The sequence below is a fragment of the Chthonomonas sp. genome, from assembly GCA_016788425.1.
Classification (GTDB): Bacteria; Armatimonadota; Fimbriimonadia; order Fimbriimonadales; family Fimbriimonadaceae; genus JAEURQ01.
On sequence record JAEURQ010000004.1, the window covers coordinates 246,039 to 258,184 of the forward strand.

General features: G+C 62.3%; 16 protein-coding genes. 2 read left to right on the forward strand and 14 right to left on the reverse strand.

Annotation, left to right across the window (positions count from 1 at the left end; genetic code table 11):
- From JNJ45_11030 to JNJ45_11075, 10 genes are all read right to left on the reverse strand, one after another.
- A complete protein-coding gene (locus JNJ45_11030; protein MBL8049202.1) occupies window positions 1-219 on the reverse strand; it encodes a hypothetical protein in 219 nt (72 codons plus the stop codon).
- 14 nt (window positions 220-233) lie between these two features.
- Complete coding sequence (locus tag JNJ45_11035) at window positions 234-515, reverse strand: hypothetical protein (protein MBL8049203.1); 282 nt, start codon at window positions 513-515, stop codon at window positions 234-236.
- Window positions 485-1,417 (reverse strand): Mu-like prophage major head subunit gpT family protein, encoded by a 933-nt coding sequence (locus JNJ45_11040; GenBank protein MBL8049204.1) that lies wholly within the window; start codon window positions 1,415-1,417, stop codon window positions 485-487. Before JNJ45_11040 ends, JNJ45_11035 begins: the two co-directional genes overlap by 31 nt.
- 3 nt (window positions 1,418-1,420) lie before the next feature.
- Window positions 1,421-1,861: a hypothetical protein gene (locus tag JNJ45_11045; protein MBL8049205.1), complete on the reverse strand. Its 441-nt coding sequence runs from the start codon at window positions 1,859-1,861 to the stop codon at window positions 1,421-1,423.
- A 6-nt stretch (window positions 1,862-1,867) separates the two neighbouring features.
- Window positions 1,868-2,599, reverse strand: coding sequence for a hypothetical protein (locus JNJ45_11050; protein MBL8049206.1), 732 nt, complete (start codon window positions 2,597-2,599; stop codon window positions 1,868-1,870).
- A gap of 32 nt (window positions 2,600-2,631) precedes the next feature.
- Window positions 2,632-3,234: a GNAT family N-acetyltransferase gene (locus JNJ45_11055; protein MBL8049207.1), complete on the reverse strand. Its 603-nt coding sequence runs from the start codon at window positions 3,232-3,234 to the stop codon at window positions 2,632-2,634.
- Window positions 3,234-4,076, reverse strand: coding sequence for a ParB/RepB/Spo0J family partition protein (locus JNJ45_11060; protein MBL8049208.1), 843 nt, complete (start codon window positions 4,074-4,076; stop codon window positions 3,234-3,236). Before JNJ45_11060 ends, JNJ45_11055 begins: the two co-directional genes overlap by 1 nt.
- A complete protein-coding gene (locus tag JNJ45_11065; protein ID MBL8049209.1) occupies window positions 4,061-4,849 on the reverse strand; it encodes a ParA family protein in 789 nt (262 codons plus the stop codon). Before JNJ45_11065 ends, JNJ45_11060 begins: the two co-directional genes overlap by 16 nt.
- A gap of 71 nt (window positions 4,850-4,920) precedes the next feature.
- Window positions 4,921-6,099: a hypothetical protein gene (locus tag JNJ45_11070; GenBank protein ID MBL8049210.1), complete on the reverse strand. Its 1,179-nt coding sequence runs from the start codon at window positions 6,097-6,099 to the stop codon at window positions 4,921-4,923.
- A gap of 142 nt (window positions 6,100-6,241) precedes the next feature.
- On the reverse strand, window positions 6,242-6,688 hold the full coding sequence (locus JNJ45_11075; protein ID MBL8049211.1) for a hypothetical protein: 447 nt from the start codon (window positions 6,686-6,688) through the stop codon (window positions 6,242-6,244).
- 117 nt (window positions 6,689-6,805) lie between these two features.
- Here JNJ45_11075 and JNJ45_11080 point away from each other — a divergent pair, with 117 nt between their 5' ends.
- Window positions 6,806-7,819 carry an isocitrate/isopropylmalate dehydrogenase family protein gene (locus JNJ45_11080; protein MBL8049212.1) on the forward strand — a complete coding sequence of 338 codons (1,014 nt, stop codon included), beginning with the start codon at window positions 6,806-6,808 and terminating at the stop codon, window positions 7,817-7,819.
- Here JNJ45_11080 and JNJ45_11085 read toward each other — a convergent pair.
- Window positions 7,816-8,640 carry a prephenate dehydrogenase/arogenate dehydrogenase family protein gene (locus JNJ45_11085; protein ID MBL8049213.1) on the reverse strand — a complete coding sequence of 275 codons (825 nt, stop codon included), beginning with the start codon at window positions 8,638-8,640 and terminating at the stop codon, window positions 7,816-7,818. The genes JNJ45_11080 and JNJ45_11085 overlap by 4 nt on opposite strands.
- Before the next feature lie 106 nt (window positions 8,641-8,746).
- On the opposite strand from JNJ45_11085, the gene JNJ45_11090 reads away from it, so the two are divergent.
- Entirely contained in the window at window positions 8,747-9,583 is an 837-nt protein-coding gene (locus JNJ45_11090; GenBank protein MBL8049214.1) for a UbiA family prenyltransferase, read from the forward strand.
- On the opposite strand, the gene JNJ45_11095 is transcribed toward JNJ45_11090, so the two are convergent.
- From JNJ45_11095 to JNJ45_11105, 3 genes are all read right to left on the reverse strand, one after another.
- Window positions 9,580-9,915 carry a hypothetical protein gene (locus JNJ45_11095; GenBank protein ID MBL8049215.1) on the reverse strand — a complete coding sequence of 112 codons (336 nt, stop codon included), beginning with the start codon at window positions 9,913-9,915 and terminating at the stop codon, window positions 9,580-9,582. The two genes, JNJ45_11090 and JNJ45_11095, sit on opposite strands and share 4 nt — an antisense overlap.
- Before the next feature lie 142 nt (window positions 9,916-10,057).
- Window positions 10,058-11,242, reverse strand: a complete 1,185-nt coding sequence (locus JNJ45_11100; protein MBL8049216.1) for an imidazolonepropionase — start codon at window positions 11,240-11,242, stop codon at window positions 10,058-10,060.
- Window positions 11,239-12,135 (reverse strand): agmatinase family protein, encoded by an 897-nt coding sequence (locus tag JNJ45_11105; protein ID MBL8049217.1) that lies wholly within the window; start codon window positions 12,133-12,135, stop codon window positions 11,239-11,241. The genes JNJ45_11100 and JNJ45_11105 overlap by 4 nt, the downstream gene beginning before the upstream one ends.
- Window positions 12,136-12,146 lie beyond the last annotated feature (11 nt).

A 12,146-nucleotide genomic window follows, 5' to 3' on the forward strand; every position in this document is an offset into this window, starting at 1 on the left:
TTAAAGGCGGTCCGCCAGCCGCCGGAGCAGGGCCGTGTTCTCGGCCACGTTCTCGCGCAGGGCAAACACGCTTTCGCTCAGCCGATCGTACGCCTGTTCGCGGTGCTGCGAACTTTCTTTCAGCACGCTGAGCATCTGCTCAAGCAGACGAAATCGGCCCAGCAGAGTCAATCGGGCCAAGCCCACGGCGGAGACGAGCATGCCGCCGCACGTGAGCAAGAGTTCACGCCAGGTTACTTCCAACGGAGCGCCCTCCGGAGTTGCGCTAAGCCCTGGCTCAGCGTCGCCAGCTCCGATTCCAACGCAACAAAGGCCTGGCGGACGCGCTGCGCTTCGGGCGACTGAGCGCCGGTGAGCAGGGTCGAGAGCTCTTGATGGAACGTAGCCAACGCGGTTTGCGCGCGGCGAACCGAGGTCCACACCCCGGCCGCCGCGCCCACCGCGCCGCCCAATCCGAGCGCCAACACCACTTGGGCCCAGTCCACTAGTAGCCGCCCCCAAACGCGGTCTGCCAAAGGCCGTAGCCGACGTTGTAGCGGCCGCGCACGCCGTAGTAGAACCGGTCGCGCATCCAGCCCGATTCGCTGTCGGAGCCCTCCATCGCGGTGAACTCGACCGGCACGTCGCTGCGTTGCTGCAGAATCACGCCGCGCATCGGTCGCTTGGTGTCGAGCAAGTACCAGCGGTCCTCGTTAGTGCCAGCAATGAAGGGCGTCACCACCACATTCAGCTTGCCGTACAGCGCGTTGACATAGGGCGTGCTGGCCGCGGTATCCACCGCATTGCCGGCGTACCGCACCACCGGACTCTGCACCAGTTCGGAGGCAAGCCATTGGTTCTTGGGGCCGACCACCAGCGTGTCGGGCAGAATCCCCAGCGGCACCCCGACATCGTCCGGCAAGATCATCATCGCGTTGATGGCCGCAGTCAGCGAAGCTTCGGCGAGATCGTCCGCGGAGATGTTGCTGAGCGTGCCCGCTCCTTGCGGGTGGGCCGACCCGAAGAACGCCACACCATCCGAACCGAGCTGGGTGTTACCCGTGAGCAGCGCCTCGATGACCAGTTGCGTGCGGTGCGTCGCCACACGAAACGCAAGGTCGCGAATGCGGATGCGGATGAGGTCGAGCTGATCGTCTTCGAGCGCCTTGCGATCCACACCGATGCTCGCCTCGAAGACCTTGTCCTCAATCGCCGTGGCGTAGCTGGAGAGCCCACCGGGTTGCCGCTCGTCAATGAACTCGCGCATGGGTGGCGGCGCGCCCAGCCAAGCGTAGCGCTGCATCGGCAAGGTCGTGTTGATGACCGTCGCCAAGCGATCGGCGAGCCCCAGATCGACCTCGCTGCGATAGGCTTGGTGGAATTCGGCCCGCAGGCCGGGAAGGAGCAGAGCCGGGATGTCAGATTTTGTGATTGCCATGAGTTAAACGGTGTAGTTGTCGATGCGGACGCGCACGCCCGCGACGCCGGTCGAGGTGGTCTCCAAACCCACAATCGTGCCGACCTTGTATTGGTTCGTGAGGCCCGCGGTGGCGATTTGCACCTCCCAATCGGTGTTGGCGTAGACCTCCTTGCCGACGTCTCCGGCCGCGGGAGTGAAGCCGCTCGCCGCGCGGAAGACAAAGCACCCGCTCTTGGTAATCGGCATCGTCTTGTCGCCCGCCGAACCGGCGGTGTTGTCAATCGTCTCGTTGGCCACACCCACGAATTTGAGGCTCGCGGTGCCGTGGGCGATGCTCGTGGCAAAGCCGGACGAGTTGACCGCCACCAACGCTCCTTTGTAGAGCTTGGCGACGGCCATTTTGTAGGCGACCACGATTCCGGGTCGCTCGAACGTTTCGTAAGGTTGAGATAAGGCAGCCATAGGGGGTTAGCGAGCCTCCCGGGCTCGCGCAATGTCGGGGAGCGCAACGCTCGGGAAGTGTCGCTGATAGAACTCGCGTTCATCGGGCGAGAATTGGTGCTCGGCGGATTCAAAGTGCGGAACCTGCTCGCCGAACAATCGGTGCGGCGGTTGCGATTCGATGAACCGCGCGAAGACCTGCGCCACCGGCGTGGCGTCGCCGCCAAAGGGGACCGTGCCGCCCGATTCCAACAGGACCCGCGCAAACTCGCTTTGCGCCGGCAGCAGTTTTCCCTCTTCGATCCAGCGACGGAGTTGCCGCGAGGAGTCGTCGGTGACTTGTTTGCGGCGCAGCGCCAGGAACTTGCTGCGCCAATCCACGAGCTCGCCCAACGAACCCGAGAACAGTCGCGCCGAGCTGACTCGCGGCGACTGCACCAGGCTCACTTCCTCGATCGAGTCGAGTTCGGCCGAAAGGCCGATGCTCAGCGACTTGGCGTCGCTACGCTCGATGAGGGCGTTGGCTTCGGGCGAAAGGTGGACGGTGCCAAAGAGCTCGCTGCCCTCGACCCACACTTGGGTCAGTCGCCCGAGTTCCAGCGGCGACGTCGCGTGCTCAATGAGCACTGGCACGGGTTCGCCAAACCGCTGCGCCAGACGTTCCAGGTCGGCGGCCTCAAACTCCACGCCCTTGTCCGGGTAGGAGCCAGCCTCAAACAGCTTGGCCGAACGTTCAATCCATTCTTGATTTTCATCCATGTACGCCGGGTTGGCGTTTACATAGACATACGTCAACTAATCCATTCAAGGAGCGCGGCGGAATCGCCGGATTCGGGATCAGGCATGTAGTCGCGAATCACGTCCACCAGGGTCAACCCCATCGCGAGCAAAGGGCTGAGCGTCCTGTCCTGCCGCTGACGCTCGCTCACCGCTTGGCAATACGCGCCTGGGTCTTCGAATCCACTCCCTGCGAAATCGGGGATGCGGCACGCGGTGCCATAACGAACTAAGCCGAGTTGCCGCACACACGCAAACCGCGCCTCGTACAGGGCGCGGGCGATGCCGCGGCGACGGAACCCCGGATGCACGCTGATGTCGGCGCCGTACAGCGTGGTGCCATGGGGCTCATAGTTGCGGAACTCGAATCCGCCGAGCGTCTCCTCCCAGGGTAGGTGCGCTTGCCAGGTCGCCTCGCTGATGCGCAGGGCACTGGCCGACCCGACAATCTGCCCCTTGATGTCGGCGACAAACTGTCCCTCGGGAAACGTGATCAAGTGCGCGAGCAGATGCTGCCCTTGCCACAATTGATCCGCCGGAAACGGCTCGGGAAAGCACGCGCGTTGCAGCGCCACCACGCCCGCCACGTCGCCGACCAGCATCGGCCGCACGTGCATCAGAGCGAAACGCCGAGGCGCTCCAAAATCTGCTGAAGCTCTTCGTCGGAGTGGTAACTAATCGTCATCCGACCGCCAACCTTGCCCGGCTGAATCTCGGTCTGCGAACCCAGATAGGTGCTCAACGCACGCTCCAACGCGCTGAGGTTGGGGTCTTTCGGCACGACCGCGCGGGTCGGGTTGGTTTCCGGCGCGGTCTTGCCCGAGACAAGTCGCTCCACTTCGCGAACCGTAAGCCCGATTTCCAAAATCTTTTTGAACAGCGCAAGCTGCTGCACGGCGCTATCGAGCCCCAGCAGCGCCCGGGCGTGGCCCTCGCTGATGACGCCCTGCTCCAGCGCGTCCTGAATATCCGCCGGCAGACGAAGCAGCCGCATGGTGTTGGCCACCGTCGCCCGATTCTTGCCGACGCGGGTCGCGATTTGCTCTTGCGTCAGGCCATAGAGGTCGGAAAGCTCCTTGAAGGCGCGCGCGCATTCAATCGGGCTGATGTCTTCGCGCTGAATGTTTTCGATCAGCGCCATCTGCAGCACGTCTTGCGACGTGGCGGCGCGAATGAGCGCCGGAACCTCGGTGAGCCCGGCCAGTTTTGCGGCGCGATAGCGCCGCTCGCCGGCGATGATTTCGTACTTGGAATCCGCGACCGCGCGCACCAAAATCGGTTGCAACAGCCCATGCTCCTTAATGGAGGCGGCGAGTTCGGCGATGGTGTCGTCGTCGAACCGGGTCCGCGGCTGTTGCCGGTTGGGCGTGATCTCGGCCAGCGCCAGGGTGGATACTCCGGTATCTACCTGCTGCTCCTCGATCAGTTGTGCGAGTCCTTTCCCTAGTGCGCGCCGCATCCTTCTAAAATCTCCTCCGCTAACTGATTGTACGCAACCGCGCCCTTGCTTGTGGGGAATCGCTCCAGTGCGCTCTCTCCGAAGCCGGGCGATTCGCTAAGACGGACGTTGCGCGGAATGTGGATTGACGACACGCGGTCGCCAAAAAACTTGTGGACCTCCTCCATCACTTGCTGCGTCAGGCGGTTGCGAGAATCCACCATCGTGAGCACCACCTTTTCGATGGTGAGGCCCGGATTGATGCGGCGTCGAACCACGTCAATGGTCTTCATGAGTTGGCTCAGACCCTCCAGCGCGTAGAATTCGCATTGCATGGGGACGATGAGTTTGTGGCTCGCCGCCAGAATGTTGATGGTGAGAATGCCCAGGCTCGGCGGCCCATCAATGATCACCGTGTCGTAGCGGCCCTCCAACGTCGCCAGCGCGTCACGCAGGATGAGCTCTTTGCCGACCGCGTTGAGCAGAAGCGGCTCCGCGCCCGCCAAATCCAGCGTGGCCGGAATGAGGTCGAGGTTGTCGCGGACGTTGAGGATGGCCGGTTGCAACTCAGCGGCGGTCGTGTCAGGCTCGTCGATCATCGCCTGAAAGACGTCGAACAACGTGTGCGGCACGCGGGTTTTCTCGACGCCAAAGCCCGAGGTCGCGTTGCCCTGCGGGTCGGCATCCACCGCCAGCACCCGCTGACCCTTCAGCGCCAAACCGTGGGCGAGATTCACGGTGGTGGTGGTCTTGCCCACCCCTCCCTTTTGATTCACAACGCCCCAAATGGTCATAGGTCAATTATACAGGCAAGCCTGCCCCAGACCGAAGTCGAAGCAGGCTTGCGTTTTGCGCGGATTGCGGCTCAGCGTCGCCAGTCGTCGTCGCCGAATTGGCCGTCGTTGATGGCAAATTCCACGATTTGGTAGTTGCCGTAGCGACCTTCTTCGAGCGTGTAGCTGTGCCACGCGGTGCGCTGGTTGCGCCAGGCATCGTAATAGATGTGCTCGGCCGTCACCCGCACCGTGCTGCACGATCGGTCGTGTTGCACTTGGCGAATGTGGTAGTTCTTCGTCCGCGAGTTCTCAATGAGGTCGGCCATCATGTCGTAGAAGTCGTCGCTTCCCAACGAGTAAGGTCGCTCCCACCGACTGCGAATGGTCACTCGGTCGCGGCGGGGAATGAGTTCGCCGATGATGCGGGGATCATCCTTGTCGAACGCTCGGTCAATCGCCGAAACCGCCATATCCACGCCGTAAGAATCCGATCGGCGGTCGTAGCGCGACCGCGCTTCCCAGCGGTACGTGTAGCCGAGGTCAACGCGCAGATTCCAGCAATTGTCAAAGCTGATTCGCGTCGTGCTGACGTAACCCGGAAGGTACGAGTAGCTGTACCACGGCGAGAGCGCGCAACCGTTGTTCACGCTAAAGCTGTAGAACGGATACGAGAAATTGCTATCCGACCAGTACGGATCGTAGTGGTAGTAGCCGGTGCGCCAACGCACGTTGTTGCCGTTGTTGTAGCCGCCGCGGTTCACGCGGACGCTTTCTTCGCGGTTGGCTTGGCGTCGAATGTCGCTGTAGCTCGGAATGTCTTGCACCTGAACGTAGTCGCGGGTGTTGCTGCCGCGCACTGAGGCGTTGTTATTGCCCTTGTAAGTGCTTTGGCCCGAACGCCCTTGCGAGGTTTGCTGCGGTCGCCCTCGGTCCGGCACGATAATCGGGTCGCGACCCGAACGGCTGCCGCCGTCGCGTGCGGGGGGATTGTCGCGCACCGGCACGGTGCCGCTGCCGCCGCCGCGGGTTCCACCGGAACTGCTGCCGCCGCCTTGGCTGTTACCGCCGCCGCCGTTGCCTTTGCCGCCGCCTTGACTGCTTCCGCCGCCGCCGTTGCCTTTGCCGCCGCCTTGACTGCTTCCGCCGCCTTGGCTATTGCCGCCGCCGCCGTTGCCGTTGCCTTTACCGCCGCCACCTCGGCCTCCACCGAGCAAATCGTCCATGGCGAAGCTCGCCATCGTCGGCGCGACCAGAACAATCGCGGCCATCCATCGAACATAGGAATTGGTTTTCATTAAAACTCTCCTCTCAAAGCATTGTACGCTTACTTTCTCCCCCAGTTACGCCGCGATTCGTCGGTGCGGGCCTCAAGCCTCAGTTCGAGATCTGATCCAAGATTGCGAATTGGGGTCAGATAGGCTCCATCTTCCGAAGTGCCTCGCGCATGACATCGGCCATTTCGATCTCCGCAAGAGTTTCCATCAGCCTCTTGTGTTCCGGGCTCATCCTGCTTGCCCTTAGTTGACTATAGGCGTACGCGATCGCTTCATCTCCCTCTCCGCTTGGATCAATCTCCGGTTGTAAACGAACATATCGTAGATAATCGGGGACCTCGGTAGAAGCATCTCGATACAACGAGTGCATCTCCGGATCAAAGATGAGCCCCAAGCTCGCTGCCAATTCAATCGCCACTGGTTTCAGGCGCTCTGCTTCACCCCGCAGTTCACTGTCCTTTTCAGAGATCTTTGCGGACCTATCGCGGTCCCTCGCTAGATGGCGACGCTTACTACGTGCACACTCTGCGCGCCACACAAGGTGCTCAGCTAATCGAGTTACTTCGAATTCGTCGTCATCCACGCAGATATCGTAACCTCAAAGTGTGATTTTTGCACTACCAGGTTGCCTAAGTGCAAGCTACTGACAGAAAATTTCCTCCTGTTTTGCCCATGAAAAGGAACCGATCATACTAAGTATATGAGCAAGCGACAGATCGCCGTGATTCCGGGCGACGGAATTGGCCCAGAAATCATGGAGGCGGTCATCGCCATCCTCGAGACCACCGGATTTTCCGCCGACTGGGTGTACCTCGACGCCGGGCTGAGCGCCGTGGACAAGGGCCTGGACCCCATGCCCAAGGAAACCCTCGACAAGATTCGCGACATCGGCGTCGCCCTCAAAAGCCCGACGACCACGCCCAAAGGCGGCGGCCACAGCTCGGCCAACGTCGCGCTGCGCAAGGCGCTCGACCTCTTTGCCAACGTGCGTCCCGCCAAGACGCTGCCCGGCGTCAAGGGGCCGTTTGCCGACAAGAATCTCGACATCATCATCGTGCGCGAAAACACGGAAGACCTTTACGCGGGCATCGAGTTTATGCCGCACCCGGATATCGCGCAGGGCGTCAAGGTCATCACCCGTCCGGGTTGCCACCGCATCGCCAAGTACGCGTTCGAAATGGCCCGCAGCCAGGGTCGCAAGCGCGTGAGCGCCATCCACAAGGCCAACATCATGAAGCTGTGCGACGGCATGTTCCTTGAAGAGTTTTATAAGGTCGCCAAGGATTACTCGGAGATTCAAGCCGACGACATCATCGTGGATAACTGCTGTATGCAGTTGGTCACGCGGCCCGAGCAGTTTGACGTGATGGTCACCGAAAACCTCTACGGCGACATCGTAAGCGATCTCTGCGCGGGGTTGGTCGGTGGACTCGGACTCGCGCCGGGTGCGAACATCGGCCAAAACTGCGCCGTGTTCGAGGCCGTGCACGGCTCCGCGCCTGACATCGCCGGAAAGGGCGTGGCCAATCCCACCGCTCTGCTCATGAGTGCGGTCATGATGCTGCGTCACTTGGGCCACATGGAGCAAGCCGACAAACTACAACAGTCGGTGCTGCGGGTATGCCAAGACGGCAAGTGTTTGACCATTGACCTCGGCGGCAAGGCCAGCACGCGCGAGTTTCAGGTGGAAGTCATTTCGCAGGCGAAAGGCTAAGCCTCGCCGCCCCGCCGAATCCGGTCTGCCTCGGTCAAAAAGGCTTCAAGCTCCTCGTCGGAACCCGCCGCGAGGAGCGCATCCACATCCTCGATCTTGGCCTTTAGCGCGGCCAAGTGCGCGCGGACATGCTCGCGGTTTTGCGGAAGAATCTGCGCCCACAACTCGGCGTAGTTGCCGCCCACGCGGGTGAGGTCGCGCCACGATCCGCCGCCCAACCCCACGTGGCTGAGCCCCAAACTTTGGTGCAACAGCACCGCCGCCAAGATGTGCGGCAAATGCGAAAGCAGCCCCAAGTGGCGGTCGTGCTCCTCGCTCGACATCCAAATCGGTTGCGCGTCGAGCGCGTACACCATCGTCTCCACGCGGTGACGCACCTCACGGCTCGGCTCAAAGTCATCGCAAAGCGCCCATGGCGCGTCCACAAACAAATCGGGATCGGCCAGGCTGTGGTGGCTGGCGCTCTTGCCGGCGATCGGGTGGCCGCCGACGAAATGGGAGCCAATGGGGGCCGCCGAATCGCGGAAACTGCCCTTGATGCTGGCGACGTCGGTCACGACCGAATCGGATTGCCGCAATGCGGCGACCTCGTCGAGCACCGACGCGAGCGTTCGCGGCGGAGTTGCCACGACCCACAAGTCGGCTTGTTCGGCGCGGCTGAGCTCGGACGCCCCGTAGGCGTCCAATCCGAGTTCGCGAAAGTGATCCACCGCGGGCACGGACGTGTCAAAACCCAGCAGGCGATCGGTCAAACCGCTCGCCGCTAGACCACGCAAAATGGACCCGCCGATCAAGCCTAACCCGACAACTGCAACAACCACGACCCCTTTCCCAACAGTATTGTAGCCTAGCAACTCAGGCCAAAACAGTCAAAATAGAGTCGTGAGTGCCGTCAGCGGATTTCGCGCCATCTCCACGTTTCTCGAAATGATCAAATTCGAGCATTCGATCTTCGCGCTACCGTTCGCGATGATCGGCATGATGTGGGGATCGCTCGCCGCGACGGGCTCGGCGTGGCCGGGTTGGGCCAAGTTCGGCTGGATTCTGTTGGCCATGGTCAGTTGCCGATCCGCCGCCATGGCGTACAACCGTATTGCCGACCGCGACATTGATGCCCTCAATCCGCGCACCAAGATGCGCGCCATCCCCGCTGGACTGCTCCGGCTCGGCACCGCGAACCTGCTGTTCTTCATCTCGCTGGGGCTGTTCTTCGGCTCGGCGGCGATGCTCGGCTATTGGCCGCTCGTGCTCAGTCCGGTCGCCGCTTTTGTCACCCTCATCTACAGTCGCACCAAGCGGTTTACGCCGCTTTGCCATCTGGTTCTGGGGTTGGGGTTGGCCATTGCGCCGGGCGCGGCTTACTTGGCAGTTGCCGGGTTTGTCCGGCCGGAAATCGTGGCGCTCATGGTCGCCGTGATCGGCTGGACCGCCGGATTCGACATCATTTACGCCTTACAAGACGAGGAATTCGACCGGGAGCATGGGCTACGATCCATCCCCGAGACGCTCGGCAAGGTGGGTGCCATGCGAGTCAGCCGCGCCCTGCACACGGTCGCCATCGTCGCCCTGCTAGGGGCGACGTGGCTCGCGGACGGCGGGCTATGGGGTTGGGTGGGGGTTGGGTTTGTCGCCAGCGTGCTCGCCTTTGAGCAATCGCTGGTCAAACCGCATGATCTGAGCCGTGTGAACCTCGCCTTTTTCACCCTCAACGGGTTTGTCAGCCTTGGGTTCTTTGGCTTTTGCCTACTCGATATCCTGCTCTAAGCCGCCATACGGTAGATCTCACGACCTTCCAACACGGCTTGCAGGTTTTGACTCGTCAGCGCCTCGACCAAGCTTTGATCCTCGGCCACGAACACCAGGCGAGCACCATTGATCGCCAAAAGGTCGCGCAACCGATTGATCTGGTCGTGAGCGCCCTCGTCAAATCGTTTTACAAATGTGGTGTCCAAAACGAATTCCCAGCCGGCAACATCGCCCGCCACGAATTCATCCACCAAGTCGTCCACCATCACGCTGACTTCGCCCGCGGTAATCACGCCGCCCAGGCTCGCCTCAATTGCGTTGTTTTCTTGATCCCAGTTAAGTAGATACATAATCCTCCGACAGGGGTCGTGTTCCGTGGCCGTTGGCCTGCGATTCCTAGTAAAACGTGCGGCCCCGCCGCAATCTGGTATTTGTCCGCACGGTAACGGTGCGGGCCGAAATCTTGCCAGCTAGTAACCCTGCCACCAGCAATTATCGAGACACACGCAGGTTCCCGGCGACCCAAACTTTGCGGGGGAAGACGCCCACCCAATAGCCGATTTCCTCCGGATCCGCGACATCCCACAAAACGAGGTCCGCGCGCTTGCCAAGTTCCAACGAACCGCGATCCGCCGCCCAGCCAAGCGACTCGGCCCCGCGAATTGTGCTGGCTTGCCAACACTCCATGGCCGTCATCCCCATGTGTAATCGCGCCAAATGCATGACGCTTGCCATGCTCGCGTAGGGTGCGGTGCCGGGGTTAAAGTCAGTCGCCAGTGCCACCCGGCACCCGGCGTCGAGCATCGACCGAGCGTTGGCGTAGTGATCGCGCCCAAGCGCCGCCACCGATGCCGGCAACAAACCCGCGACGGTGTTGCTCGCCGCCAGCGCGCGGATGCCCGCCTCGCCGGTGAACTCCAGATGGTCGGCGCTTTGCGCGCCGAGTTCCACGGCCAGAGCCGCGCCACCCGCATCGCCAAACTGATCGACATGCAACCGCAACGCGAGATCGCCGCGGTGCGCGGCCAGCTTTCGCGCCGCATCCGGCGTAAAGTAGCGGTCCTCCACGAACATGTCCACGGCCCGCGCGAGGCCCTGTTGCTTAACCGCGGGCAGCATGTCGTGCAACACATGCGCCAGGTATTCGTCGCCGTCAGTGCCGGTGGGAACTGCGTGCGCACCCAGAAACGTCGGGCTCACAGCAAGACCGGTCGAGGCTTCGAGGCCGCCCGCGACTTCCAGCAAGCGCAGCTCATCGGTTAGCGAAAGGCCGTAACCGCTTTTGACTTCCGCCGACGTGGTTCCGTTGGCCAGTAGCCACTCCGCGTGGCGGGTGGCCTGCTGCGTGAGCTCCGGCGTGCTGGCCGCACGCACCTGCTCGACGCTTCGCTTGATGCCGCCGCCCGCGGCGGCGATTTCCTGGTAACTCGCGCCGGCGTTTCGTTGATCGAACTCGCCCGCGCGGTGCCCCGCGAACACCAAGTGCGTGTGCGAATCCACAAATCCCGGCGAAACCAGCCCGCCGCGAGCATCCACGGTGTCGCCACCGTAAGCCAGCTCATTGGTCGCGCCGATCCACGAAATGCGCCCGTCGCGCACCATCATCGCGCCATCGCGAATGAGGCCACGATCGCCCATGGTCAGCAGCGATGCGTGGATAATGGCAAACTCGCTCACGCCTCGCCTCGGGCCAACACGCCGGTCGCAAACTCGAGGAAGAACCGAGCCGCCGCCAAACACGAAAGTCCGTTTTGATCGGTGTTCGGGTCAATCTCCACCAAATCCATGGCCCGCACCGCCGTGCACCGGCCGCACGCGAAGGCCGCCGCGGCGACCTCGTCGGGCGTGAATCCGCCGGGCCGCGCGCCCGGAGTTCCCGGCGAGAAAGCTCGGTCGAGCACGTCCACGTCGAGGTTCACATACACGGTGAGTCCGCGGGCGGCGAAGTCGTCAAGCGTCCGTTGCACGCAGCCGGCTAGCCCTTGCTCGCGCACTGTGTTCGCGGTGACGCTCGTGATTCCTTGGCCGCGGGCGTACTCCCAATACTCGCGCGAATTGGCGAAGGGCAGCAGCCCCAACTGAACCACGTTTTCGCCCGGCAAACCATCGTCCATCAGCGCGCGAATCGGGTTGCCGTTATGCAACCCCGCATCGAAATTCCGCACGTCCAAGTGCGCGTCCAGCGTGAGCAACCCGACTTGCTCCAGCGGCACGCCGAGCCCGTGCACTCCCGGACGAGTGATGAAGTTGTCGCCACCCAACAGCACCAACGTCCCCGCCGCCTTTCGCAAAGCAAAGGCGATCTCCTTGCTCGGGTCGTCGTCGTTGGTCCAGGCGATGTCGCCCGCATCCAGCGCCGCCAAATCGCGCAAGTCGAGGTGATGGTCGGGGTGGTAGGTGGAGTATTTAAGGAGGGCGTCCCGTATTGCCGCTGGCGCGAGGTCCGCTCGCCCCGGCGAAATCGAGCGCTGAAACGGCACCCCCACCACCGTGAGGGCCGGATTCGTCGCCGATGCCGAGGCTAGCCATTCGCCCGCGCGGGGCCATTCTGCATCTCTATGCAGGGTCATTCCGTCAGTTT

Excerpts from the sequence above, each read along its gene's own strand:
- JNJ45_11095 (MBL8049215.1), bottom strand. The coding sequence starts at position 9,915 with ATGTATCTACTTAACTGGGATCAAGAAAACAACGCAATTGAGGCGAGC.
- JNJ45_11055 (MBL8049207.1), bottom strand. The coding sequence starts at position 3,234 with ATGCACGTGCGGCCGATGCTGGTCGGCGACGTGGCGGGCGTGGTGGCG.
- JNJ45_11060 (MBL8049208.1), bottom strand. The coding sequence starts at position 4,076 with ATGCGGCGCGCACTAGGGAAAGGACTCGCACAACTGATCGAGGAGCAG.
- JNJ45_11040 (MBL8049204.1), bottom strand. The coding sequence starts at position 1,417 with ATGGCAATCACAAAATCTGACATCCCGGCTCTGCTCCTTCCCGGCCTG.
- JNJ45_11070 (MBL8049210.1), bottom strand. The coding sequence starts at position 6,099 with ATGGCCGCGATTGTTCTGGTCGCGCCGACGATGGCGAGCTTCGCCATG.
- JNJ45_11105 (MBL8049217.1), bottom strand. The coding sequence starts at position 12,135 with ATGACCCTGCATAGAGATGCAGAATGGCCCCGCGCGGGCGAATGGCTA.
- JNJ45_11090 (MBL8049214.1), top strand. The coding sequence starts at position 8,747 with ATGATCAAATTCGAGCATTCGATCTTCGCGCTACCGTTCGCGATGATC.
- JNJ45_11045 (MBL8049205.1), bottom strand. The coding sequence starts at position 1,861 with ATGGCTGCCTTATCTCAACCTTACGAAACGTTCGAGCGACCCGGAATC.
- JNJ45_11080 (MBL8049212.1), top strand. The coding sequence starts at position 6,806 with ATGAGCAAGCGACAGATCGCCGTGATTCCGGGCGACGGAATTGGCCCA.
- JNJ45_11050 (MBL8049206.1), bottom strand. The coding sequence starts at position 2,599 with ATGGATGAAAATCAAGAATGGATTGAACGTTCGGCCAAGCTGTTTGAG.
- JNJ45_11065 (MBL8049209.1), bottom strand. The coding sequence starts at position 4,849 with ATGACCATTTGGGGCGTTGTGAATCAAAAGGGAGGGGTGGGCAAGACC.